Genomic DNA, 24,613 nt, shown 5'->3' with positions numbered 1-24,613 from the left:
TCACAGTTTCCCGCCTCTGCCACCGTCCCGGCGCGGCGGCGCGATGAGCGTGGAGAGGTACGGCAGCGGGGCGCCGTCGAGCGCGGCGGCGGGGCGGATGGACTCCTCGTCGAGCCCCAGCGCCGACCCCCACACGGCGTCCTCGATCCGCCCGGTCTCCCGCAGCGCCTCGGCGACCGCCCCGGCCTGCCGCCCGAACTTGTACGCCACGACCGTCCCCGGCCCGCTCAGCGCGTCCTTCAGCACCTCGGCACCCGCCGTCACCGGCACCAGCGTCAGCGGCTCGGTGCCCTCGGTGAGCACGGCACCGGACCGGGCGGCGAGGTCCTGCATGGCGGTGATGCCGGGCACGGTCTCCACGACCACGTCCTCGACCAGCCCGGTGATGGTCTGCGCGAGATAGGTGAAGGTCGAGTAGACGTTCGGATCCCCGATGGTGGCGAAGGCGACGGAGCCGCGCTCGCGCAGCAACTCCGCGACCCTGGCGCCGGCCGCGTCCCAGGCGGCCTCGCGCCGCCCCCGGTCACCGCGCTCGTTCAGTGCGAACACGACCCGGACGACCTTCTCCGCGCCGACGTAGTGCAGCACGGTCGCCTCGGCACGTCCCCGTTCACCGCTGTCCATCACGGGTACGACGACCACCTCGGCGGCGCGCAGGGCGTTGACGCCCTTCACGGTCACCAGTTCGGGGTCACCGGGACCCACCCCGACTCCGATCAGCCTGCTGCTCATGACGTCCGGCACCTCTCCACGAACCTTCGGGCCACACCGGGCTCGGACGCCCAGTGCGTGTGCAGGTAACTCGCGTGCACGCCCTGCTGTACAAAACCCTCGACCCGCGGCCGCGGGGTACGCACACCCCACGCGGGCGCCGCACCGGCCCCCGGCTCGACCGCGGTGCGGTGGAACTCGTGCCCCCGCATCCGCGTGCCCGCGACCGCCAGCACACTGTCGTTCACGGCCACGGCGTCCCGGTAGCCCAGAGTCAGCCGCTCGGTCATCCGGGCGGACGCGTCGAGCACCGCGCACATCGGCCGCCCGTCCAGCTCCCGGCAGAGATAGAGCAGCCCGGCACACTCGGCGGCGACCGGAGCACCGCTCCCGGCGAGGTCGCCGACCGCCCTGCGCAGCGACTCGTTGGCGGACAGCTCGGCGGCATACACCTCGGGGAAACCCCCGCCTACGACCAACCCGGCTGTCCCGTCCGGCAGTTGCTCATCACGCAGCGGGTCGAAGGGCACGACGTCGGCCCCGGCGGCAGCCAGCAGTTCGGCGTGCTCCGCGTAGGAGAAGGTGAAGGCGGCCCCGGAGGCGACGGCGACGACGGGCCGCATGCCCCCCGGTACGTCCGGCGTTTGAGGACGAGGCCGTTCAGGCCGAAGCGGGGGTAGGGGGGCGGCAGCCCCCGAAGCGGAGGCCGAAGGGGCATCGGCCCCCGGGGACGGGACGGGCAGGGGCGACGGGGGCGAGGAAACCGCCTCGGCCGCGTCCCAGGCTTCGCCCGGCAACACCCCCGCACCCCGTGCCAGTCCCAGCAGCGCCTCCAGGTCACACCCGTCGGAGACCTGCGCCGCCATCGCCGCCACCGCGTCCACCGCCGCACCCCACCGCTCGGCGACCGGCACCAGCCCCAGGTGCCGCGAGGGCGTATCCACCTGGGCCACCCGCCGCAGCACCCCGAACACCGGCACCCCGGACGACTCCAGCGCCTCCCGCAGCAACGCCTCGTGCCGGTCCGACGCCACCTTGTTCAGGATCACGCCCGCGACCCGCACCTGTGGATCCCACGAAGCGAACCCGTGCACCAGCGCGGCCACCGACCGCGACTGCGAGGAGGCGTCCACGACCAGCACCACCGGCGCCCGCAGCAGCTTGGCGACCTGGGCGGTGGACGCCAGTTCGCCTTCCCCGGCGGCTCCGTCGTACAGCCCCATCACGCCCTCGACCACGGCGATGTCGCAGCCGCGCGCACCGTGGGCGAACAGCGGCCCGATCAGGTCGGGCCCGCACAGGTACGCGTCGAGGTTCCGCCCCACCCGCCCGGTCGCGAGCGCGTGGTACCCGGGGTCGATGTAGTCCGGTCCGACCTTGTGCGGGGACACGGCGAGCCCCCGCGCGGCGAACGCGGCCATCAGCCCCGTGGCGACGGTGGTCTTGCCGCTGCCGGACGACGGCGCGGCGATGACCAGCCGTGGGACGGAGGACATCACCACTCGATGCCCCTCTGCCCCTTCTGCCCCACGTCCATCGGGTGCTTGACCTTGGACATGTCGGTGACGAGGTCGGCGAAGTCCACCAGCTGCCGCGGCGCGTTCCGCCCGGTGATCACGACATGCTGGTTCCCGGGCCGGTTCCGGAGCACCTCGACGACCTCGTCGGTGTCCACCCACCCCCAGTGCATGGGGTAGGCGAACTCGTCCAGCACGTACAACCGGTACGTCTGGGCCGCCAGGTCCCGCTTGACCTGCTCCCAGCCCTCCCGGGCCTTGTCCTCGTTGTCCGCCTGCGCGTCGCGCTGCACCCAGGACCAGCCCTCGCCCATCTTGTGCCAGGCGACGGACCCGCCCTCGCCGGAGTCGCCGAGCACCCGCAGCGCCCGCTCCTCGCCGACCTTCCACTTCGCCGACTTGACGAACTGGAACACCCCGATCGGCCACCCCTGGTTCCAGGCGCGCAGCGCGAGCCCGAACGCGGCGGTGGACTTCCCCTTGCCGACGCCCGTGTGCACGACGACAAGAGCCCGGTTACGACGCTGACGCGTCGTCAGCCCGTCGTCCGGTACGACACCCGGCTGTCCCTGCGGCATTACGCGACCCTCCTCTGCACGTCCTTGACCAGCCCGGCGATCGAGTCCGCCCGCAACTCGTCGAGCGTCACCGCCGTACCGCCCAGCTCACCGGCCAGCTCCCGGGCGAGCCCGAGCCGTACCGGCCCCGACTCGCAGTCCACGACCACCGAGGCGACCCGGTCGGCGGCGAACAGCCGGGCCGCCCGCCCGGCGAGCGCGACCGGCTCGGGGCCGCCCGTGGCCCGCCCGTCCGTCACCACGACCACCAGGGCCCGCCGCGCCGGATCCCGCAGCCGCTCCACCCGCAGCACGTCGTGCGCCTTGAGCAGCCCGGCGGCGAGGGGCGTACGCCCCCCGGTCGGCAGCGCCTCGAGCCGGGCCGCCGCCGCGTCCACCGACGAGGTCGGCGGCAGGGCCACCTCGGCGGCCGCGCCCCGGAAGGTCACCAGCCCCACCTTGTCCCGCCGCTGGTACGCGTCGAGCAGCAGCGACAGCACGGCTCCCTTCACGGCGCTCATCCGCTGCCGGGCCGCCATCGACCCGGACGCGTCGACCACGAACAGCACGAGGTTGCCCTCGCGGCCCTCCCGGGCCGCCTGCCGCAGATCGTCCCGCCGGACCACCAGGCCGGGGCCGGACCGCCCGCGCGCCCGCTGGTGCGGGGCCGCGGCCTGCACGGTCGCCGCCAGGTGCAGCTTGGTCAGAGCGCCCCGGGGCCGCCGCGCACCCGTCGTACGGCCGTGCTCGGTGCGGGCCCGGGAGCGCCGCCCGGCGGCGCCCGCACCGATCCCCGGCACCGTCAGGACCTTGGTGCGGAAGGGCTCGGCGGCCCGCGTCGGCGCCTGCTCGCCCGAGCCGCCGCCGGGGGCCTGCGGCTCGCCGTCCTTTCCGGCCTCGGGCCGCGCACCCGTGTCGCCGCCCCGCGGGTCGTCGTCGGGCGCCGGCCGCCCGCCGCCCCCGCCGGGACCGTCCGGACCGGGATCGTCGTCCTCGGACCCGGACTCGCCGGAGAACTCCTCCAGCGTCTGGTCCAGCTTGTCCTCGTCGAGTCCGGGCGCGTCGAAGGGGTTGCGGCGCCTGCGGTGCGGCAGCGCGAGCAGCGCGGCCTGCCGGACGTCCTCCGCCAGCACCTCGGTCCGCCCGGCCCACGCGGCCAGCGCGGTGGCGGTCCGCGCCATCACGATGTCGGCGCGCATGCCGTCGACCTCGAAGGCCGCACAGGTCGCCGCTGTCTGCCGGAGCGCACCGTCGCCCAGCCGCACCGACGGAAGCAACGCCCGTGCCGCCACGATCCGTTGCCGTAGGACGGCCTCCTCGTCGGCCCAGCGGGCCGCGAAACCGGCCGGGTCGTCGTCGTAGGCGAGCCGCCGGCGGACCACCTCCACCCGCTGGCCGGGTTCGCGCGAGGCGGCCACCTCCACGGTCAGGCCGAACCGGTCCAGCAACTGCGGCCGCAGCTCGCCCTCTTCGGGGTTCATGGTGCCGACGAGCAGGAACTTCGCCGCGTGCCGTACCGAGACGCCCTCGCGCTCCACGTAGGAGGCGCCCATCGCGGCCGCGTCCAGCAGCAGGTCGACCAGGTGGTCGTGGAGGAGGTTGACCTCGTCGACGTAGAGGATGCCCCGGTGGGCGTCGGCCAGCAGGCCCGGCTCGAACGCCTTCACGCCCTCCGCCAGGGCCCGTTCGATGTCGAGGGCGCCGGCCAGCCGGTCCTCGGAGGCGCCCACCGGCAGTTCGACCATGCGCGCCGGGCGGGACTCGAAGGCGCCGGGCGGGTTGTGCGGCCCGTCCGGGCAGGCCGGGTCCGGGGCGGCCGGGTCGCAGGAGAAGCGGCAGCCGGCGACGACGTCCACGGTCGGCAGCAGCACCGAAAGGGCGCGTACCGCCGTGGACTTGGCCGTGCCCTTCTCGCCGCGTACCAGCACACCGCCGACCGCCGGGGACACGGCGTTCAGCAGCAGCGCCAGCCGCAGGTCCTCCTGACCCACGACGGCCGCAAAGGGGAAGGGGGTGGTCACTGGTCGCCCTCCAAGTCGCCTTCCAGCTCCAGGTAGGTGGCGCGCAGCCGCTCCAGGGTGTCCGCGTCCGGCTCGGCCCACAGGCCCCGGTCGGCGGCTTCCAGGAGCCGTTCGGTGATGCCGCGCAGCGCCCACGGGTTGGACTTCTTCATGAAGTCCCGGTTCTCCGCGTCGAAGACGTACTCCGCGCTGAGTTTCTCGTACATCCAGTCGTCCACGACCCCGGCCGTGGCGTCGTAGCCGAAGAGGTAGTCGACGGTCGCGGCCATCTCGAAGGCGCCCTTGTAGCCGTGCCGCCGCATGGCCGCCATCCACCGCGGGTTGACCACCCGCGCCCGGAAGACGCGGTGCGTCTCCTCACCGAGGGTGCGGGTCCGCACCTGGTCGGGGGTGGCCGAATCACCCACGTACGCCTCGGGGCCGGCACCGGTCAGATGGCGCACCATCGCCACCATCCCGCCGTGGTACTGGAAGTAGTCGTCGGCGTCGACCAGGTCGTGCTCGCGGGTGTCCACGTTCTTCGCGGCGACCGCGATCCGCCTGAACGCGGTCTCCATGTCCCCGCGCGCCGCGCGCCCGTCGAGCCCGCGCCCGTAGGCGTACCCGCCCCAGACGGCGTACACCTCGGCGAGGTCGGCCTCGGAGCGCCAGTTGCGGGCGTCGATCAGCGGCAGCAGGCCCGCGCCGTACGCGCCCGGCTTGGAGCCGAAGATACGGGCGGTGGCGCGCCGCCGGTCGCCGTGCGCGGCGGTGTCCTCGTCGGCGTGGGCGCGCACGTAGTTCCGGTCGGCGGGTTCGTCCAGGTCGGCGATCGCGCGCACGGCGTCGTCGATCAGCCCGACCACGTGCGGGAACGCGTCCCGGAAGAAGCCGGAGATCCGGACCGTGACGTCGATGCGCGGCCGGCCCAGTTCGTCCAGCGGGACCACCTCGAAGCCGGTCACGCGGCGTGACGCCTCGTCCCAGAGCGGACGGCAGCCCAGCAGCGCCAGGATCTCGGCGATGTCGTCACCCTGGGTGCGCATCGCGGAGGTGCCCCACACCGTCAGTCCGACGGACTTCGGGTAGGCGCCGGTGTCCTGGAGGTAGCGCTGCACCAGCGAGTCGGCCAGCGACTGGCCGACCTCCCAGCTCAGCCGGGAGGGGATGGCCTTGGGGTCCACCGAGTAGAAGTTGCGGCCGGTCGGCAGGACGTTGACCAGCCCGCGGGTGGGGGAGCCGGACGGTCCCGCCGGGACGTAGCCGCCGTCGAGCGCCTTGAGGATGTGGCCGATCTCGTCCGTGGTGCGGGCCAGCCGGGGCACGACCTCCGTGCAGGCGAACTCCAGCACCGCCACGGCGTCCGGCAGTTCGGTGCCGAGGACGTCACGGACGAGGGAACGGCTGTCCGCGACCGCCCAGCCGCGCTCCTCCATCCCTTCCGCGATCCGCCGGCACAGCTGTTCCAGCAGGTCGACGGCGTCGGCTGCCGTGCGGGACGGACCCTCGACCAGATCGGAGAGTTCGACCGGCACCTTCAGGGGCGCGCCGGGCTCGGCCAGCAACTCCTTCTCCACCAGGCCGAAGTGGGCGGCCAGCGCGGCCCTGAGCCCCGGCAGCGCGTTGGCCTGCCCGCCCCACACCTGCGAGGCCCGCAGCACGGCCAGCACCAGGTTCACGCGCGCCTCGGCGACCGGTCCGCCGCCGAGGATGTGCAGGCCGTCGCGGATCTGCACGTCCTTGATCTCGCACAGGTAGCCGTCGATGTGCATGACGAACGCGTCGAAATCGGCGTCGTCCGGCTGGTCGTCCACATGCAGGTCGTGGTGGAGTTCGGCCGCCTTGACCAGTGTCCAGATCTGCGCCCGCACGGCCGGAGCCTTCACCGGGTCCAGGTCGGACACCAGCGCGTACTCGTCGAGCAGCTGCTCCAGCTTGGCCAGGTCGCCGTAGGTGTCGGCACGGGCCATCGGCGGGACCAGGTGGTCGACCACGGTGGCGTGCCCGCGCCGCTTGGCCTGGGTGCCCTCGCCGGGGTCGTTGACGATGAACGGGTAGATCAGGGGCAGGTCGCCGAGGACCGCGTCCGGCGCGCAGCCGGCCCCGAGCCCCAGCCCCTTGCCGGGCAGCCACTCCATCGTGCCGTGCTTGCCCATGTGCACGATCGCGTCCGCGCCGAAGGAGTGGTCGAGCCACCGGTAGGCGGCCATGTAGTGGTGCGACGGCGGCATGTCCGGGTCGTGGTAGATCGCGATCGGGTTCTCGCCGAAGCCGCGCGGCGGCTGGATCATCACGACGACGTTCCCGAACCGCAGGGAGGCGAGGACGATGTCCTCCCCGTCGACGTAGAGAGAGCCCGGCGGCTCGCCCCACGCCTCGGTCATCGCGTCCCGCAGCGCCGGGTCGAGCTTGTCGAACCACGCCTGGTAGTCGGCGAGCGGTACCCGCGCGGGAGCCGAGGCCAGCTGCTCCTCCGTCAGCCACTCCACGTCGTGCCCGCCGGCCTCGATCAGACGGTGGATCAACTCGTCACCGCCGGACGGGTACTCGGTCACGCCGTACCCGGACTCCTTGAGGGCGTCGAGGACCCGTACCGCCGAGGCGGGCGTGTCCAGACCGACCGCGTTGCCGACCCGCGAGTGCTTGGTCGGGTAGGCGGTGAAGACCAGCGCGACGCGCTTCTCCGCGTTCGGCCTGTGCCTCAACCCGGCGTACCGGACGGCGATCCCGGCGACGCGCCCGGCCCGCTCGGGGTCGGCGACGTAGACCGGGACGCCGTCCGGCCCCTGCTCCTTGAAGGAGAACGGCACGGTGATCAGACGGCCGTCGAACTCCGGGATGGCGACCTGCATCGCCGCGTCCATGGGGGAGAGGGCGGCGTCGGACTCGCCCCAGGCCTGCCGGGAGGAGGTCAGGCACAGGCCCTGCAGCACCGGGACGTCCAGGTCGGCGAGCGCCCCGATGTCCCAGGCATCCTCGTCACCGCCGGCCGAGGCCTGCGAGGCGTGGGTGCCGCCGGCCGCCAGCACGGTGGCGACCAGCGCGTCCGCACCGGCCAGGATCTCGTACAGCCCGGCGTCCGCGCCGCGCAGCGAACCGCAGTACACCGGAAGGGCGTTGGCGCCCCGCGCCTGGATCGCCTCGCACAGGGTGTCCACGAAGGCGGTGTTGCCGCTGAGTTCGTGGGCCCGGTAGAAGAGCACGCCGACCGTGGGGCGACCGGCCCGGATCTCGTACGATCCGTGCACCCCGAACTCGGGCATCTTCCGCGGCTCGGCGAACCCCTCGCCGGTCAGCAGCACGGTGTCGGACAGGAACCTGGACAGTTCGAGGAGGTTCGCGGGCCCGCCCTCGACGAGATAGCGCAGCGCCTCCGCGACCACACCGGCCGGCACCGACGACTCGGCCATCAGCTCGGCGTCCGGCACGGCCTCGCCGCCCAGGAGCACGGTCGGGATCCCGGCGGCCCGGAGCGCGGCGAGCCCGTCCTCCCAGGCCCGCCTGCCGCCGAGCAGCCGTACGACGGCGATGTCCGCGCCCTCGATCAGCGCGGGCAGTTCCTCCGTGACGTCGACGCGCGTCGGATTGCCGATCCGGTAGCCGGCACCGGAGGCGGCCCGGGCCGCCAGCAGATCGGTGTCGGCGGTCGACAACAACAACACAGTGCTCATACGGGCGCTCCCGGTGGAAGGAAAGGCAGTCCTTGCGGCGCGCCCGACTCGATGAGCCGCCAGAGCGCGTCGGTGTCCGCGTGCTGTTCGATCAGGTCGCCGAGCCGGTCGAGCTGTTCCTCGCGCAGCGCGGCGAAGGAGGTGTCGGGGGCCGGCACGAACCGGCGGCCCGCGGCGGCCGCCACCTCGCGCAGGAAGGCCCGGCGGAAACCGTCCGACTCCAGGGAACCGTGCCAGTGGGTGCCCCAGGTCTGGCCGACCCGGCACCCGTCCAGGCTGTCTCCTCGGCCGTCGGAGATGAACGCTTCCCCTCCGGTGACCTCGGCGACCCCGTGATGGATCTCGTACCCCTCGACCCGCTCGCCGAGGGCCTCCCCGACGGGCCGGGTGAGCGTCTTCTCCCGGGCGAACCGGACGCGTACGGGCAGCACCCCGAGCCCGTCGACGTGGCCCCGGCGGCTCTCGACGTCGTCCTCGATGTGCTCGCCGAGGATCTGGAAGCCCCCGCAGACGCCGAGGACGGGCCGCTGCTCGACGGCCCTGCGCTCCAGCGCCCGCGCGAGGCCGCGTTCCCGCAGCCACTCCAGAGCCCGGACCGTCCCCCGGGTACCGGGGACGATGACGAGGTCGGCGTCGGCGAGTTCCTCCGGCCGGTCCACGAACCGCACCACGACACCCGGTTCGGCGGCCAGCGCGTCCACGTCCGTGAAGTTGGACATCAGGGGCAGGGCGCAGACGGCGACCCGCAGCACGTCCGCACCGACGGGCGGGGCCGTGCTCGACTCCCGGACGGTCCCGCGCAGCGAGACCCTCAGCCCGTCCTCCTCGTCGATACCGAGCCCGTGGCGGAAGGGCAGGACGCCGTAGGTGTGCCGCCCGGTCAGCCCGTGCAGCATGTCCAGGCCGGGTTCCAGCAGGGAGACGTCGCCGCGGAACTTGTTGACGAGGAATCCGGCGACGAGGGCCTGGTCCTCGGGGGAGAGCAGGGCGACGGTGCCGAAGAAGGAGGCGAACACACCCCCGCGGTCGATGTCGCCGACGACGAGCACGGGAATCTGCGCGTTGCGTGCGATCCCCATGTTCACGATGTCGGTCCGGCGCAGGTTGATCTCCGCCGGACTGCCCGCCCCCTCACAGATCACCGCGTCATACGTGCCCCGCAACTCGGCGAGACAGTCGAGCACGGTCCCGAGCAACCGCTGCTGCCGTCCCCCGTGGTAGCCCCGCGCGCTCAGTTCACCGACCGGCTTCCCCAGCAGCACGACCTGACTGCTCTGCTCGCCGCCCGGCTTGAGCAGCACGGGGTTCATCAGCGCGGTCGGCTCCACCCGGCAGGCCTGGGCCTGCATGGCCTGCGCCCGCCCGATCTCGGCACCCTCGCGGGTGACGAAGGAGTTGAGGGACATGTTCTGCGCCTTGAACGGCGCGACCTTGACGCCCTGGCGCACCAGCCACCGGCAGATACCGGCGGTGACGACGCTCTTGCCGGCGTCGGAGGTGGTACCGGCCACGAGCAGACCGCCGTTGTTCATGAGGTCCTCCCCGGACGCGCTCCGCGCAGCAGGGCTCCCGCCGCGCTCACCCCCAGCGCCAGCCACCCCACCCGGCGTGACAACCGCACCGCCCGCCCGATGTCGGCGAGTTCCACAGCCCGTCCCTCCCCGTTCAGCACCGGCCGGTGCTCGACCCGCCCTCCGTACGACAACGTCCCCCCGAGCCGCACGCCGAGCGCTCCCGCGAACGACGCCTCCACCGGCCCGGCGTTGGGACTCGGGTGGTTCGCCGCGTCGGACCGCCAGGCCCGCACGGCCCCCCTGGTGTCACCTCCGGCGACGGCGGCCAGTACGGCGGTGAGCCGGGCCCCCGGCCACCCCGCCACGTCGTCCAGCCGCGCCGAGGCCCACCCGTACCGCCGGTAGCGGGCCGACCTGTGCCCCACCATGGCGTCCAGGGTGTTGACGGCCCGGAACCCGAGCAGCCCCGGCACCCCGGCCACGGCCCCCCACACCAGCGCACCCACGACCGCGTCGCTGGTGTTCTCGGCGACGGACTCCACGACGGCCCGGGCGATCCCGTCGGCGTCCAGGGCCTGCGGATCCCGTCCGCACAGATGCGGCAGCCGGTCCCGGGCGGCCGCCACGTCCCCCGCCTCCAGGGCGCGCCCGATGACCCCGGCCTCACGGGCGAGTGAAGTGCCCCCGACGACGGCCCAGGTGGCGCTCGCGGTGAGCACGACGGACGCGGCGGTGGACGGCCGCACGAGCCGCTGGGCAAGGGCGCCCAGAGCCACGGCGCCACCGGCGCAGACAGCGGTGTGCAGCGCGCCCCAGCCGCGGTGGTCCCGCCACAGCACCCGTTCGACTGCCCCGGCCGCCCGTCCGAACGCGGCGACCGGATGCCCGTGGCGCGGATCGCCGAGCAGCAGATCGCCGAGAAGGCCGGCGGCGGCGCCGTACGCGAAGACGCGACCGGCACCCATCGGCTCAGCCGGCCGCGGGGGCGGGAATGGGCCGGGTACTCAACCTCGTTCGGCAGCCGCGCATGGCGATATGTCCTCACTCAGGGTGTCCACGCCCTGGTTCGACGAGACCGGCGGTGAGAGTTCCTGGCTCCCGGGGAGTGCTACCCCGGTGACAGTGGCGGGACCGCGCCGGATTCGCACCGGCTTCCTCTCTTGCCGCCGTACTTGGCTCCGGAAGTCCACCACGCCCCCGGAAGACCAGTCAACTTGCCGTTGACCTGCGAGGGGAGTGTGTGGGAAGGCCCACACCGGTGGTCCAGCGGGGCTCGTGGGGTATGCCGAAGGCCCCTTCCCGGCGGGCGGGGAGGGGCCTTTCGCCGGCCGCGGGCGGCCGGCGAGGTCAGGTCTCGGCGGTGGTCAGGCCCTGGCGGTGGTCAGTTCTCGGCCGTGGTCAGGACTTCGCCACGATCAGGTGGATGCCGTAGGCCACGGCGGCCGCGCAGGCCGCGAAGCACAGGTAGGCGGTGGTGACGGCCAGGGCCGCGGAGTTGCCCTGGGCGGTGGCGCGTTCGCGGGCGGAGAGACCCTTGATGCCGAGGGTGAAGAGGGCCACCATGCCCACGGTCACCACGAGGCTGACGCCGAAGACGGAGCCGATGGCTGCCCAGTCGATGTTCATGTCGGTTCTTCCTCGGGGGTCAGACGGTCGCGGCCGGGTCGGTGGCGGGAGCGGCGGGGGAGGGGATGGTGGCCGTCAGGCCGTCCGTGACGGTCCCCGCGGGCGGCGGGGTCACGGCGGCCATCGCCGCGGTCACCACGCCGGCCGGCTCGGTGCCGTTGACGTTCGCGCTGTCCACCACCTCGCGGCGGGAGAGCTTCCAGATCGCGGCACTGGAGGCGATGAGGAAGACGGCGACGACCGCCGTGCCCCAGTCGCCGAGGTCCGTCACGGACTCGGCGAGCGCGCCGACGAGCGCGGCCGCGGGGAGGGTGAGCACCCAGGCGACCATCATGCGGGTTGCGGTGGACCAGCGGACCGTGCCGCCCTTGCGGCCCATACCCGCGCCCATCACGGAACCGGAGACGACGTGCGTGGTGGAGAGGGAGAAGCCGAGGTGGGAGGAGGCCAGGATGGCGGTGGCCGCGCTGGTCTGGGCGGCGAAGCCCTGCTGCGGCTGGAGGTCGGTCAGGCCCGTGCCCATGGTGCGGATGATCCGCCAGCCGCCGATGTAGGTGCCCAGCGCGATGGCCAGGCCGGCGGAGAGGATGACCCAGGTGGGAGGGTTGGAGCCGGGGGCGATGGAGCCGCCCGCGATCAGCGCGAGGGTGATGATGCCCATCGTCTTCTGCGCGTCGTTGGTGCCGTGCGCGAGCGAGACCAGGCCGGCGGAGGCGATCTGGCCGGCCCGGTAGCCCTTGCGGGCGGCCTCGTCCTCGGCGTTCTTGGAGAGCGCGTAGGAGAGCCGGGTGGAGAGCATCGCCGCGAGGCCCGCGACCACGGGGGCGGCGACCGCCGGGAGCAGGACCTTGGTGACCAGTACGTCGCTGTGGACCGCGCCGAAGCCGGCGGAGGCGACGGTGGCACCGATCAGGCCGCCCATCAGGGCGTGCGAGGAACTGGAGGGCAGGCCCACCAGCCAGGTCACCAGGTTCCAGAGGATCGCGCCGACCAACGCGGCGAAGATGACCTCGGGGCGGATGCCGTTCTCGTCGACGAGGCCCTTGGAGATGGTGTTGGCGACCTCCACGGAGAGGAAGGCGCCGACCAGGTTGAGCGCGGCGGACATGGTCACCGCGATCTTGGGCTTGAGCGCGCCGGTCGAGATGGTCGTGGCCATCGCGTTGGCGGTGTCGTGGAAACCGTTCGTGAAATCAAACGCGAGTGCGGTCACCACCACAATCGCGAGGATCAGCGAGAAGTTTTCCATTTACCCAGACAATCTTTAGAGGTCATCGGCCGTTGGACCGTAGGCAACCTGGATGAACGGAAGGTGAACTGAGATGGTCTCTGTGGTGTCTGGAATTGACCTCAGGGTATCCGTACGCGGGGACGGGTGAGGCCGCCGTCCCGTCGTCCGGTCCGGCGGCCCAGTCGTCCGTAGGTCAGCGGCCCGAGGTGAACGCCTTCAGCCGGGCCGCCGAACCGTTGAAGAGATTCTGGTCACCCGGCAGGCTGCCGCTGTTGTCGTACTGCCAGAAGGTCCGCCGCGACCACCCGGCCGGGAGCGCGCCCGCGTCCGCCGGGCCGTGGCGGGGATCCACGGGGCGCGGTCCGCGGCGAAGGCGGCGCTGCCGCCGGTGCACAGGTTCCGCCAGCGGGCGGTCGTGTAGATCACCGGCCGCCCGCCGGTCTCCCGGTTCAGCTCGTCACTGAAGGACCTGATCCACCGGACCGTCCCGGAGTGGCTCAGCCCGTAGCACCTGTGCTTCTCCTCGTACGGGTCGTACTCGATGTCGTGCGCGGGCGGCAGCGTCCAGCCGTCCGCCGTCCCGGTGCCGCCGTGGCTCATGAAACACGCGGCCCGCCGGGCGCCCGACGACATGTCCGGCAGGGCGAAGTGGTAGGCGCCGCGCATGATTGCCGGGTCGACGTTCTTCTGGTGGGAGGGAGACGTCGTGCCGCCCTCGCCGGGGCACCGGCCGCCCCGGCCGGTGCCCCGGCGAGGGCGATGGCGGCTCCGGCGAGCACGAGCGCGGCCGCGGCGAGTGTGCGGGCGTGGTGGCGGCGGTGGTGTGACGGAGTGCGGTCACGGGCCGAGTTTCCCCCCGGAACGGCGACGTGCACGAAAGATCGTCCAGGGATGGCCGGAAGAGCGGTGTAACTTCGATGATCTTCGGACAAGCCCGGAAATGTGCCCTTCTGTACCGTTCTGCGCTCTACTGGATTCGGATGTTCCTCCCCAAAGCGCTCTGCCGTACAGGCCCGTTGGGGCGCCGCCTGACAGGATCGGGCCATGGCTGAGCAGCGGCGGGACGAGCGTGACGGGCGGGATGGGCGCGGCGGCGCACAGGGGGTGTCGGAGCCGCGAAGGCGGGAGGCGCGCGCGGAGGAGACGAGCGCCTGGCGTGAACTGGTCGCCACCGCCCGCCGCACGGTGGCCGACGGGCTGGTCGTCGGCACCTCCGGCAACGTCTCGGTCCGTGTCGGCGACACCGTGCTGGTCACGCCGTCGGGCGTGCCGTACGACGCGCTCACCCCCGACGACGTGACGGGCGTCGACCTCGCCGGCCGCCAGGTGCTGGGCGCCCTGGTCCCGACCAGTGAACTGCCGATGCATCTCGCGATCTACGGCGGCACGGACGCCGGTGCCGTCGTGCACACCCACGCCGTGCACGCGACGGCCGTCTCGACCCTCGTGCCGGAGCTGCCGCTGATCCACTACATGTCCGCCGCGCTCGGCGGTGCCGTCCGGGTTGCCCCGTATGCGACGTACGGCACCGACGAGTTGGCCGAGAACATGCTCCTCGCCCTGGCCGGACGCTCCGGATGCCTCCTCCAGAACCACGGCACGGTCACCTATGGCGCCACCCTGGCCCAGGCCTATGACCGCACCGCCCAGCTGGAGTGGATGTGCCGCCTGTGGCTGACGGCGTCCTCGGTCCCGGGCCGGACCCCGGCGCTGCTCTCACCGGAGCAGTTGGCTCAGGTGGCGGACCGCCTGCGCGGATACGGCCAGCCGCGGGGCTGAATCCGGCACCGTGGGCCCGCTTCCACTGGCCGCGGTCCCGGTCCGCCCCGACACTGGACAGGTGCGCCCAGTCAAAGTCACGGCCGCCGCCGTCGGTGCCGTACTCGCCGCCGGCGCGGCCAGCGTGGCCGCGGGGCGGTTCGCCAGTGACGCCGCGCTCAAGGCGCCGCCCGGCCGGCCCCTGCCCACCGAGCCCCGGCTCACCGTGCACGGCACGGCGGCCGGCCGCATCACCCTCACCCGCGATCTCGCCTCGCGACGCCCCGGCACCTACGGCCTGGCCGGCGACGGCTCGCACGCGGTCGTCGGCGCCGTCCTGGAATCCGCCGCGACCACCCCGGACACCGTCGTGCGGCGGCTGGAGCGTGTGACCCACGGCACCCTGGAAACCGGCGACAAGGTCTGGCTCACCCCCAACGTGCACGTCGGCAACCCGGGCGCGGCCCTGGGCCTGGACCACGCGGACATCGACATACCCGGTGAACTCGGAGCGCTGCCCGCCTGGTTCGTGCCGGGCTACCGGGACACCTGGGTGATCGCGGTGCACGGCCTCGGTGCCACCCGCGAGCTCGCCATGAACGTCATGGGGTTCCTGCACGGCCGGCGGCTGCCCGTCCTCGCCCTCGGCTACCGCGGCGACCTCGGGGCACCGCGCCCCCCGGACGGCCTGAACCACCTCGGCGAGAGCGAGTGGCGCGACCTGGACGCGGCGATCCGCTACGCCGTCCGCTACGGCGCCCGCCGTGTGGTCCTGTACGGCTGGTCCACCGGCGCCACCATGGCACTGCGGGCCGCCGCCCACTCGGCGCTGCGTGAGCGCGTCTGCGGGCTGATCCTGGACTCGCCGGTGCTGAACTGGGAGGCCACCCTGCGGGCCCTCGCCCAGGCCCGGCACACCCCCGACCCGCTGCTGCCGCTCGCGGTGCGCGCCGCCCAGGGCCGCGCGGGCCTGGGCGGTGACCACGTCGGCCACCCGGTCGACCCGGAGCGGCTCATCGTGCCCACCCTGATCGTCCACGGCCCGGACGACGCGGTGGCCCCCTGGGTGTACTCCCGCCGGCTCGCGGCCCGGCACCCCGACCGCATCGCCCTGCACACCGTGCCGGACGCACCGCACAGCGCCATGTGGAACGTCGGCCCCCGGCAGTACGAGGAGCGGCTGCGCAGATTCCTCACACCTCTTATGTGATGTTCATGAATATCTTTACTCCTCATATATGACCGTATTGATGTGATTTGCCCCTGGCGGGCGAGCCGTCCCGGAGCCTGTGCCGGCACAGGCCGGAGGCCCCGATTCCAGCCGGTCCCGAGGGTTCCGTTTAAGGCCGTACCACTGGCCTGAACATGTCTCTTCGCCTCCCCTCGGGCCCCGTGCGTTGGCCAGCCCCGTCGCCCGCCGTGACATTCCGTTTGGGTTTTCGGACCGTCAACCGGAAGACTGCACCCGTGACGTCCCGTATCCCGCGCGACTCAAGGCTTCGACTCGTCCGAACGCGACCCCTGGCCGCAGCCCCCCGAGCGATGAACCAGCGGCCCGCGCGCCGCCCCGCACCCCGCCCGCCCGAGGGCACCCCGGCCCCCGCCGAGCTGGCCAGAATGGCGCGGTCCGGGCTGGCCGGAGCGGCCCGAGTCGCCCACTGGGCCGACACGGCACTCGGTCCGGGCAGCGACGGCGCGACCGCTGACGGCAAGGCCACCCTCTCCGAGGCGTCCGCCGAACGCGCGTCCGGCGATCTGGGCCTGACCGTGGCTCAGGTCCGCGCCGACTGGGACACCGCCCGGCTCGCCGGCCTGGTCGAGGTGCACGGCGACAGCGCACGCCCCGGCTGGCGCCTGCGGGCCTGGGACCGCGACGACAGCGCCGTGCTGCGCGGCTGGGTCGCCCTCTTCGACGCCTGGTCGCTCGCCCATCCGGAGCCCGCCGAGTTCGAGGCCGCGGCCGTCGCCGAGGTCGTCTCGGCCATGCCCCAGGTGCTCTCCTTCCTCCAGCTGTCCGCCGGTCCCGTCCCGGTCGAGCAGCTCCTGGACCTGCTGCGGCAGCGGGTCACCGAACTGCGCACCGAGCGCTGCGAGGTCCCCTACGAGACGGAGGCCGGGATCGGTGCCGGGTCCCCGGTCCCCGTCGCCGCGGTGGCCGCCGCCCGCACCGACCTGGCCGACCGCGCACCGGCCGACGACCCCGCGCCCGCCGAGGACGCCGAGCTCGCTCCCCTCCTCGACTGGTCCCTGCACGCGCTCGCCTCCGTCGGCGCGCTGACCTACGGCACCGGCCAGGCCACCCTCACCCCGCTGGGCAGCTGGGCGGTCTGGGTCAAGCTGGAGCAGATCTGCGTGGCCGCGCAGAGCCCCGCCGGGAACATCGAGGTCGCCGCCGAGGAGATGCTGCGCGGCTGCGCGCAGCTCCGCCCCAACGCGGCCCGCGCCGAGTACCGGGCCTGGCTCGCCGCCCGCCCCGTCGGCAGCGCGGTCGCCGAACTCGTCGCCGCCGCCCGCGGCGAGGACGCCCTGCTGCGCGGTCTCGCCTTCGAGGCGCTCCGCGTGGTGGGCGCCCCCGCCGAACCGGACGTCCACGCGGTCGTCGACGAGCCGACCCTGCGGCCGTACGCCCTGCTGTGGCTGGCCGAGCACGACGGGGTCGACCCGGAGGACGCGCACGAGGTGCTCACTCGCGAAGAGGCCACCTGGCTGTGGGTGGACACGGCCGCCGCGGTCGCCGACCACGGTGAGGCGCCGCTGCTGGTCCGCCACCTGGAGTCGGCGCTGCAGCCCACCGTCCCCGCGCTGCTCGACGAGGTGCGGGCCGTCGGTCACCCGCGCACCGTGCAGGTCCTGGTCGCCCTCGCCGCCGCCCACCCCGACCCGGCGCTGGCCAAGGCCGTCCGCCGGGCGGCCTTCCAGGTGCACACCGGGGGCTGACGGGCCGGCGAGGCGGGCGGGTCAGGCCGTTGTCTCCGGGGCGTAGGTGCCGAAGCTCCAGACATTGCCCTCGACGTCCCGGGCCATGTAGTCCCGCGAGCCGTAGTCCTGGTCCGTCGGGGGCATCAGGATCTCCGCGCCGTGATCCACGGCCCGCTGGTGGTGTGCGTCGACGTCGTCCACGACGATGTACACCCCGGTCGGGCCCGCGCCCTCCATCGCCGCGTCGAAACGGCCGCCGCGGCCCTTGGAACCCAGCATCACCGCGCCGTTGCCCTGCACCAGTTCGGCGTGCAGCACCATGCCGTCCTCGCCCTCGTACACCGACAGTTCGGTGAAGCCGAAGGCCTCCGTCAGTTGTCTGATCGCCGCCTTCGCGTCCGCGTACAGCAGTGACGGATAGATGCTCGGCCGTCCGCCGGTCGTGCCTGCCATGCCGATCACTCCCCTCCTGTGCCGGTCCCCCGAGAGCCGTCGTCCGGCCTGCTGCACAGTCTTGCACCCGGCACTGACAACGCCCCCGGCCGAAGGCGCCGCGCCCTCACCGGAAGGTGTTGCACCGCGCCATGTCCCCGGTCCGGTACCCCTGGTAGAACCACTGCTGGCGCTGCTGCGCCGACCCGTGCGTCCAGGTCTCGGGTGTCACCCGCCCCTGGTAGCGCTCCTGGATCCGGTCGTCGCCCACCGCCGCCGCCGCGTCGAGACCGTCCCGGATGTCGGCGTCCGTCAGGCTGGTGATCAGCGGCCGGCCGGTCGACTCGTCCTTCGTGGTCGTCGCGTGCCGCGCCCACACCCCGGCATAGCAGTCGGCCTGGAGCTCCACCCGCACCGCATTGCTGTTCACCCCGGTCAGGTCGTCCCGTGACCTGCTCAACGTGCCCATCAGGTCCTGCACATGGTGCCCGTACTCGTGCGCCACGACGTACGCCTGGGCGAACGGGCCGCCGCTCGCGCCGAACTTGGACCGCAGCTCGTCGAAGAACCCGAGGTCCAGGTAGACCTTGCGGTCGCCCGGGCAGTAGAACGGCCCGACCGCAGAGGTCGCCGTACCGCAGGCGGTGCCGACGCGGCCGGTGAAGAACACCGTCGGGGCGTTGGTGTAGACGCCCCGGCGCTCCTGGAACTCCTGCTTCCAGAAGTCCTGCACGCTGTTGACCACCGCCACCATCCGGCAGTCGTCCTTGGTGTTCGCGTCCCGTCCGGTACGGCAGCTCTGCTGCACCTGCGCCAGCGACGAGGAGGCGGGCGAGGGCGAGCTGTCACCGGAGGAGAGGCCCAGCTGGTCCGGGCCGACACCGAAGAACAGGGCGAGCAGCAGCGCGATCAGACCGGCCAGGCCGCCGCCGATGGTCGCCTTCCCGCCCGGCACCCGGCTGCCGCGCACGTCCTGGACCTCGGAGGTGTCCAGGTTCGCGTCGTCGTCGAACTGCATGGGGCGCACCGCCTTCTGCTCGCACCGTCCCCTGCATCCACCTTGCGCCATCAGGGCCGCCACTTCGCGTCGATGGCCCGGCGAACGCCCGATCGGGCGACGTCCCGCCCCGCCCCCGCGTCACGCCAGCCCCCGCCCCGCGGCCGTGACTACGCTCTGCGCCTGATCCATGGGACGAGGACGCCCGGCCGGGCGCCTAAGGGGGTTAGCGGTGCCCGTCATGCCACACGGGACGACCTCGCCGCCCACCGCGCCGGACGGCTTCCGCGGCGCGCCCCGGCCCGCGGACGGTCCCCCGCCCCGGGCCGCCACGGTCGGCCGCCCCCGCCCGGTCGCGCCGTTCCCGTCCTCCGCGGGCCGCCGCTCCCCGGCCCCGCCCCCCTCCTGCCGACGCCCCACCCGCCCCGTCCGCCCCGTTCGTATCTCCCGCTCCGTCACCCTCGCCCGCCGCCTCCTCCCCGTCACGCTCGTCCTTCTGCTGGCCGGCCTCGCCCTCTGCACCGCCCAGCAGGTTCGTTCCGCCCCCTACGGGGACCACCTCACCCCCGGCCCTGCGGCGGGCACCGCACGCGCGCACGGAGCGGTGGTCGAGGCGTACGACGGACGGACCCTGCGCTGGCGGTACGCGCGCGCGGGACGGCGTCCCCTGAGCGTGCTGCCCGCACGCGGGCACGCGATCGCCGTCTGGGACGACGGGCTGGTCACCGACACGGACGGCCGTTCCGTGCGCTGGCACCGCGCCCTGCCCGCGGCCACCGGCTGGCTCCGGCGACAGGGCGGCACCGGCGTCCTGCGCCCTCTCGGCCGCGGCGTCCTCGCGGTCGTCACCCCGGCCCGCATCGCCGCGTACCGCACCGCCGACGGCGATCTGCGCTGGGTACTGCCCGCCCGCGCGGGCTGCGCCTTCCGCCCCGAACGTGCCGTACGTCACGGCCCCGCCCTGCTCCTCGCCCAGCCCTGCGCCGACGGCGCCTGGACCGCGCAGCTCATCGCCGTGGACGACCTGGGCCGGATCGTTCCGCACCGCGCACCCCTCGGCAGCGAACGCCCTCGCATCCGCCCCGAACACCCGCGCACCGAAAAAGCGCTTGCGCCGCCCCGTTAGACTTGGCCCATGGCCATTCTCCTCGCGCATTAGACGGCGGGAACGTCCTCAGCCGCCCACCCGTCAAACCCCGTACGCCCTGGAGTCTGTCCGTGATCTCCGCCTCCGGTATCGAGCTGCGCGCCGGTGCGCGCATCCTCATCGAGAACGCCACCTTCCGCGTCGCCAAGGGCGACCGCATCGGTCTGGTCGGCCGCAACGGCGCCGGCAAGACCACCCTCACCAAGGTCCTGGCCGGTGACGGTGTCCCCGCCGCGGGTACCGTCACCCGTTCCGGCGAGGTGGGCTACCTCCCGCAGGACCCGCGTACCGGCGACCTCGACGTGCTCGCCCGCGACCGCGTCCTCTCCGCCCGCGGCCTCGACGTGCTGATCCGCAAGATGCGCGAGAACGAGCAGCGCATCGCCAACGGCCAGGGCGCCACCCGCGAGAAGGCGCTGCGGCAGTACGAGCGCCAGGAGACCGAGTTCCTCACCAAGGGCGGGTACTCCGCCGAGGCCGAGGCCGCCACCATCGCCGCCGCGCTCAACCTGCCCGACCGGGTGCTCGGCCAGCCCCTGCACACGCTCTCCGGCGGTCAGCGCCGGCGCATCGAGCTGGCCCGGATCCTGTTCTCGGACGCGGACACGCTCCTGCTGGACGAGCCGACCAACCACCTCGACGCCGACTCGATCGTCTGGCTGCGTGACTACCTGAAGACCTACCGCGGCGGCTTCATCGTGATCTCCCACGACGTCGACCTGGTCGAGACGGTCGTCAACAAGGTCTTCTACCTGGACGCCAACCGCTCCCAGATCGACGTCTACAACATGGGCTGGAAGCTGTACCAGCAGCAGCGCGAGGCCGACGAGAAGCGCCGCAAGCGCGAGCGTGCCAACGCGGAGAAGAAGGCGGCCGCGCTGCACTCGCAGGCCGACAAGATGCGCGCGAAGGCCACCAAGACGGTCGCCGCGCAGAACATGGCCCGCCGCGCCGACAAGCTGCTGGCCGGCCTGGACGCCGTCCGGGTCTCCGACAAGGTCGCCAAGCTGCGCTTCCCGGAGCCGGCGCCCTGCGGCAAGACCCCGCTGACGGCCGAGGGCCTGTCGAAGTCGTACGGCTCGCTGGAGATCTTCACCGATGTCGACCTGGCCATCGACAAGGGCTCCAGGGTCGTCATCCTGGGCCTGAACGGCGCCGGCAAGACCACCCTGCTGCGGCTGCTCGGCGGGGTCGAGCAGCCGGACACCGGCGAGGTGATCGAGGGTCACGGCCTCAAACTCGGCTACTACGCCCAGGAGCACGAGACCCTGGACCCGGACCGGTCGGTCCTGGAGAACATGCGCTCCGCCGCCCCCGACATGGATCTCGTAGAGGTCCGCAAGGTGCTGGGCTCGTTCCTGTTCTCCGGCGACGACGTCGACAAGCCCGCCGGTGTCCTCTCCGGCGGCGAGAAGACCCGGCTCGCCCTCGCCACCCTGGTCGTCTCCTCGGCGAACGTGCTGCTGCTCGACGAGCCGACCAACAACCTCGACCCCGCCAGCCGCGAGGAGATCCTCGGCGCGCTGCACACCTACAAGGGCGCGGTCGTCCTGGTCACCCACGACGAGGGCGCCGTCGAGGCGCTCCAGCCCGAGCGGATCATCCTGCTCCCCGACGGTGTCGAGGACCTGTGGGGTGCCGACTACGCGGACCTCGTGGCGCTCGCCTGAGCCCCGGTCGCGTCGCCGTCGGTTGATCGAATGCCTGATCCACTGGCTATGGATCATTCGGCCTATCGGTGATCCATCATCTGTGTGAGATCTCCTCGTATCGAGGTGTGTCCTACATCGATTTCGCGGCCGGCCCCTTTGTCGATAAGGGGTCGGCCGCTTTCTGTCTCTGACCTGGCAGTTCGTGGAAGAACCCGTTCAGCCTCATGGACAGTCCATGCAGGAATCGAAGATTCCGCTTGTGGGGACGCGCTCCTGTCGTCACAACGATGTCTCACGGACCTTGCCGAATGGGTGGCCATCGCGCCCCGGAGGGGTGATCATGAGGGGACCAGAGCGCACTTCCCATGAGGAGGCACGGGTGGCCGAGACTCTGAAGAAGGGCAGCCGGGTAACCGGCGCCGCGCGCGACAAGCTCGCGGCAGACCTGAAGAAGAAGTACGACTCCGGTGCGAGCATTCGGGCACTGGCCGAGGAAACCGGCCGCTCGTATGGCTTCGTCCACCGGATGCTCAGCGAGTCGGGTGTCACGCTGCGTGGGCGTGGCGGGGCGACGCGGGGCAAGAAAACCGCGTCCTGACCCCGGGCGGCCCATCGGCTTCGATGGTGGCCACCCGGTCGGCCGACTGATCGGCCGGGTGGTTACTGTGCAGTCACTTAGCATGCCCTACGGCAATGCGTGATGACCGCACACATCGGAGGCGCCCCATGGCTTCGCCCGACCAGGACCTCGCTCCTGTTCTCGACAAGGACGGCGTACGGCTCACCGTCGACGACGCACTCGCCACGGTGACGCTGACCAACCCGGCCAAGCGCAACGCCCAGAGCCCCGCACTGTGGCGGGCGTTGGCCGAGGCCGGGCGGTCGCTGCCGGGGTCGGTCCGCGTCGTCGTGCTGCGCGGTGAGGGCCAGTCCTTCTCCGCGGGCCTGGACCGGCAGATGTTCTCGCCGGAGGGGATCCCGGGCGAGCCGACGTTCATCGAACTCGCGCGCCGTGACGACGCCGGGCTCGACGCGACCATCGCCGAATACCAGCAGGCGTTCACCTGGTGGCGGCGCAACGACCTCGTGTCGATCGCCGCCGTGCAGGGCCATGCCATCGGGGCCGGCTTCCAGCTGGCCCTCGCCTGTGACCTGCGCGTCGTCGCGGACGACGTGCAGTTCGCCATGCGCGAGACCAGCCTGGGCCTGGTGCCCGATCTCACGGGTACCCACCCGCTGGTCTCCCTCGTCGGCTACGCACGTGCGCTGGAGATCTGCGCGACCGGACGGTTCGTACAGGCCGAGGAGGCGGTGGCCTCCGGGCTCGCGAACCTCGCGGTGCCGGGCGCCGAACTCGACGCCGCCGTGCGCGACCTGGCCGCGGCGCTGCTGGCCGCGCCCCGGGACGCGGTGGTGGAGACCAAGGCGCTGCTGCGCGGTGCGGGTGACCGGACGTACGACGAGCAGCGGGCCGCCGAGCGGCAGGCCCAGGCCCGCCGCCTGCGGGACCTGGCGGGCGTGGGCGAGTAGCCCACGCGGGCGGCCGGGGCTGGTCCCGCCCACGCGGCGGCGGCCGCGCACCGACACAGCCCCGCGCCCCCTTCCCACTTCAGCCGACGTCCGTCACCAGCACCGCCACCGTGGGGTGATCCCCCAGCGCCGCTCCGACCGCGGCACGGACCTTCCTCGCCACCGGCACGGCGCCGGGCCCCTCGGACAGCGCCACCTCCACCCGCACATGCCGGCGCGGCAACGCCCCCTCGACGTGCACCTCCCGGCTCAGCGCCCCGGTCACCCGCGCCACCCCCGGCACCGCCAGCGCCGCCGCCGTCACCCGCGCCCCGTCCGGATCCGTGCCCTCCCGGACCGACGGCGGCCGAGGCGGTCGCAGGGCCGCCGGCTCCGCCCGGTCGCGTGTCAGCAGGTCGGTCACCCGCAGGTCCACCTCGGTCACCGCCAGCCCGAGCCCCGCCGTCGCCGCGGCCGCCAGCGCCCGGCGCAACCGACCCGCCGTCACCGGCAGCGGTTCGGCGGCCGTCGCCGCGAACTCCGCCGCCAGCCGCAGCGGCCCCGGCGGCACGGCACCGGGCGGTGCCGGTACGGCGGGTTCCGACACGTCCTCGGGATCCGCCAGCGCGATCCGCACCGCCCCCAGCCGCACCCCCACGACCTCGGCCGCCGCCCGGCGCAGCACCGCGTCGGCCACCGCCTCCGTCACCCACGCACCGTCGTGCGGCCCGCCCAGCGGGAGCAGCCTGCCGAGGCCCAGCGGGTGCCGTACCGCCTCTGTCCACCGGTCCGCAGTCATTGCTCCAGCCTGCCGCATCACCGGCGCGCGGCGGGGCATCCGCACTTACCGTGGTCGCAGGACCACGATCAGAAGGGGTGCAGGGCGATGACGCAGACGACGGCTGAGCCGGAGCAGGACCCGAGGGATCCGGCGGTGCAGACCCGGAAGGCCGTCAGACGCGGTGGCGGCGACCCGTCGACCCGGGGGCGGACCACGATCGCCGACGGCGTGGTGGAGAAGATCGCCGGACTGGCGGCCCGGGACGTGGTCGGCGTGCACGCGATGGGCAGTGGACTCGCCCGCACCTTCGGTGTGGTGCGCGACCGGGTGCCGGGCGGCTCCAAGTCGGTCACCCGGGGTGTGAAGGCGGAGGTCGGCGAGGTGCAGACCGCGCTCGACCTGGAGATCGTCGTGGACTACGGCGTGTCGATCGCCGACGTGGCCCGCGCGGTGCGGGAGAACGTGATCGCGGCCGTGGAACGGATGACCGGGCTCGAAGTGGTCGAGGTCAACATCGCGGTCAGCGACGTGAAGCTGCCCGAAGAAGAGGAAGAGGAGCCGGAGTCCCGGCTCCAGTGACGGCTGAGGGGA

General features: G+C 73.2%; 21 protein-coding genes and 1 riboswitch. Of the genes, 8 read left to right on the top strand and 13 right to left on the bottom strand.

Going from position 1 to position 24,613, the window contains the following annotated elements; translation table 11 throughout:
- From cobI to ACZ4O3_RS15690, 10 genes are all read right to left on the bottom strand, one after another.
- Positions 1–732, bottom strand: coding sequence for a precorrin-2 C(20)-methyltransferase (gene cobI / locus ACZ4O3_RS15735; protein ID WP_362729391.1), 732 nt, complete (start codon positions 730–732; stop codon positions 1–3).
- Complete coding sequence (locus ACZ4O3_RS15730) at positions 729–2,207, bottom strand: cobyrinate a,c-diamide synthase (RefSeq protein WP_467722510.1); 1,479 nt, start codon at positions 2,205–2,207, stop codon at positions 729–731. Before ACZ4O3_RS15730 ends, cobI begins: the two co-directional genes overlap by 4 nt.
- Complete coding sequence (cobO, locus tag ACZ4O3_RS15725; protein ID WP_362729395.1) at positions 2,207–2,806, bottom strand: cob(I)yrinic acid a,c-diamide adenosyltransferase; 600 nt, start codon at positions 2,804–2,806, stop codon at positions 2,207–2,209. The genes ACZ4O3_RS15730 and cobO overlap by 1 nt, the downstream gene beginning before the upstream one ends.
- Positions 2,806–4,806, bottom strand: coding sequence for a putative cobaltochelatase (locus ACZ4O3_RS15720; protein WP_467722508.1), 2,001 nt, complete (start codon positions 4,804–4,806; stop codon positions 2,806–2,808). Before ACZ4O3_RS15720 ends, cobO begins: the two co-directional genes overlap by 1 nt.
- Positions 4,803–8,456: a cobaltochelatase subunit CobN gene (gene cobN, locus ACZ4O3_RS15715; protein ID WP_467722506.1), complete on the bottom strand. Its 3,654-nt coding sequence runs from the start codon at positions 8,454–8,456 to the stop codon at positions 4,803–4,805. The genes ACZ4O3_RS15720 and cobN overlap by 4 nt, the downstream gene beginning before the upstream one ends.
- Positions 8,453–9,988, bottom strand: coding sequence for a cobyric acid synthase (locus ACZ4O3_RS15710; protein WP_467722505.1), 1,536 nt, complete (start codon positions 9,986–9,988; stop codon positions 8,453–8,455). Before ACZ4O3_RS15710 ends, cobN begins: the two co-directional genes overlap by 4 nt.
- Positions 9,985–10,935, bottom strand: a complete 951-nt coding sequence (locus ACZ4O3_RS15705; protein ID WP_467722503.1) for a cobalamin biosynthesis protein — start codon at positions 10,933–10,935, stop codon at positions 9,985–9,987. The genes ACZ4O3_RS15710 and ACZ4O3_RS15705 overlap by 4 nt, the downstream gene beginning before the upstream one ends.
- Before the next feature lie 101 nt (positions 10,936–11,036).
- Positions 11,037–11,176: riboswitch (cobalamin riboswitch) on the bottom strand.
- 192 nt (positions 11,177–11,368) lie between these two features.
- Positions 11,369–11,596, bottom strand: a complete 228-nt coding sequence (locus tag ACZ4O3_RS15700) for a hypothetical protein (protein WP_362731115.1) — start codon at positions 11,594–11,596, stop codon at positions 11,369–11,371.
- A 19-nt stretch (positions 11,597–11,615) separates the two neighbouring features.
- Positions 11,616–12,845 carry an inorganic phosphate transporter gene (locus ACZ4O3_RS15695; RefSeq protein WP_467722502.1) on the bottom strand — a complete coding sequence of 410 codons (1,230 nt, stop codon included), beginning with the start codon at positions 12,843–12,845 and terminating at the stop codon, positions 11,616–11,618.
- Positions 12,846–13,043: 198 nt separating this feature from the next.
- Positions 13,044–13,493: a GH25 family lysozyme gene (locus ACZ4O3_RS15690; protein ID WP_467722500.1), complete on the bottom strand. Its 450-nt coding sequence runs from the start codon at positions 13,491–13,493 to the stop codon at positions 13,044–13,046.
- Between the two features lie 378 nt (positions 13,494–13,871).
- On the opposite strand from ACZ4O3_RS15690, the gene ACZ4O3_RS15685 reads away from it, so the two are divergent.
- The 3 genes from ACZ4O3_RS15685 (at position 13,872) to ACZ4O3_RS15675 (ending at position 17,522) form a co-directional block, all read left to right on the top strand.
- A complete protein-coding gene (locus ACZ4O3_RS15685; protein ID WP_362731544.1) occupies positions 13,872–14,606 on the top strand; it encodes a class II aldolase/adducin family protein in 735 nt (244 codons plus the stop codon).
- A gap of 61 nt (positions 14,607–14,667) precedes the next feature.
- Positions 14,668–15,795 (top strand): alpha/beta hydrolase, encoded by a 1,128-nt coding sequence (locus ACZ4O3_RS15680; protein ID WP_384988225.1) that lies wholly within the window; start codon positions 14,668–14,670, stop codon positions 15,793–15,795.
- Between the two features lie 332 nt (positions 15,796–16,127).
- Positions 16,128–17,522 (top strand): hypothetical protein, encoded by a 1,395-nt coding sequence (locus ACZ4O3_RS15675; RefSeq protein ID WP_467722498.1) that lies wholly within the window; start codon positions 16,128–16,130, stop codon positions 17,520–17,522.
- 21 nt (positions 17,523–17,543) lie between these two features.
- On the opposite strand, the gene ACZ4O3_RS15670 is transcribed toward ACZ4O3_RS15675, so the two are convergent.
- Both ACZ4O3_RS15670 and ypfJ read right to left on the bottom strand, forming a co-directional pair.
- The gene (locus ACZ4O3_RS15670; protein ID WP_362731773.1) at positions 17,544–17,957 is read right to left on the bottom strand and encodes a VOC family protein; all 414 of its coding nucleotides are present in this window, start codon (positions 17,955–17,957) and stop codon (positions 17,544–17,546) included.
- Between the two features lie 106 nt (positions 17,958–18,063).
- Positions 18,064–18,954: a KPN_02809 family neutral zinc metallopeptidase gene (gene ypfJ / locus ACZ4O3_RS15665; protein ID WP_362731771.1), complete on the bottom strand. Its 891-nt coding sequence runs from the start codon at positions 18,952–18,954 to the stop codon at positions 18,064–18,066.
- Positions 18,955–19,174: 220 nt separating this feature from the next.
- On the opposite strand from ypfJ, the gene ACZ4O3_RS15660 reads away from it, so the two are divergent.
- The 4 genes from ACZ4O3_RS15660 (at position 19,175) to ACZ4O3_RS15645 (ending at position 23,262) form a co-directional block, all read left to right on the top strand.
- Complete coding sequence (locus tag ACZ4O3_RS15660) at positions 19,175–20,059, top strand: hypothetical protein (RefSeq protein ID WP_467722497.1); 885 nt, start codon at positions 19,175–19,177, stop codon at positions 20,057–20,059.
- A gap of 92 nt (positions 20,060–20,151) precedes the next feature.
- Positions 20,152–21,750, top strand: a complete 1,599-nt coding sequence (locus ACZ4O3_RS15655; RefSeq protein ID WP_362729574.1) for an ABC-F family ATP-binding cassette domain-containing protein — start codon at positions 20,152–20,154, stop codon at positions 21,748–21,750.
- Positions 21,751–22,111: 361 nt separating this feature from the next.
- Positions 22,112–22,330, top strand: coding sequence for a helix-turn-helix domain-containing protein (locus tag ACZ4O3_RS15650; RefSeq protein WP_362645032.1), 219 nt, complete (start codon positions 22,112–22,114; stop codon positions 22,328–22,330).
- A gap of 128 nt (positions 22,331–22,458) precedes the next feature.
- Positions 22,459–23,262 (top strand): enoyl-CoA hydratase/isomerase family protein, encoded by an 804-nt coding sequence (locus ACZ4O3_RS15645; RefSeq protein ID WP_467722496.1) that lies wholly within the window; start codon positions 22,459–22,461, stop codon positions 23,260–23,262.
- A gap of 79 nt (positions 23,263–23,341) precedes the next feature.
- Here the strand turns inward: ACZ4O3_RS15645 and ACZ4O3_RS15640 are convergent, their stop codons facing one another.
- A complete protein-coding gene (locus tag ACZ4O3_RS15640; RefSeq protein WP_467722495.1) occupies positions 23,342–24,040 on the bottom strand; it encodes a nucleopolyhedrovirus P10 family protein in 699 nt (232 codons plus the stop codon).
- Between the two features lie 87 nt (positions 24,041–24,127).
- Here ACZ4O3_RS15640 and ACZ4O3_RS15635 point away from each other — a divergent pair, with 87 nt between their 5' ends.
- Positions 24,128–24,601, top strand: coding sequence for an Asp23/Gls24 family envelope stress response protein (locus ACZ4O3_RS15635; protein WP_362724452.1), 474 nt, complete (start codon positions 24,128–24,130; stop codon positions 24,599–24,601).
- The last annotated feature ends 12 nt before the right edge of the window (positions 24,602–24,613 follow it).

It is taken from the genome of Streptomyces sp. NPDC026515, from assembly GCF_055567595.1.
The sequence above is the reverse complement of the archived record's forward strand: the minus strand, read 5'-3'. Positions and strand labels throughout refer to the sequence as shown.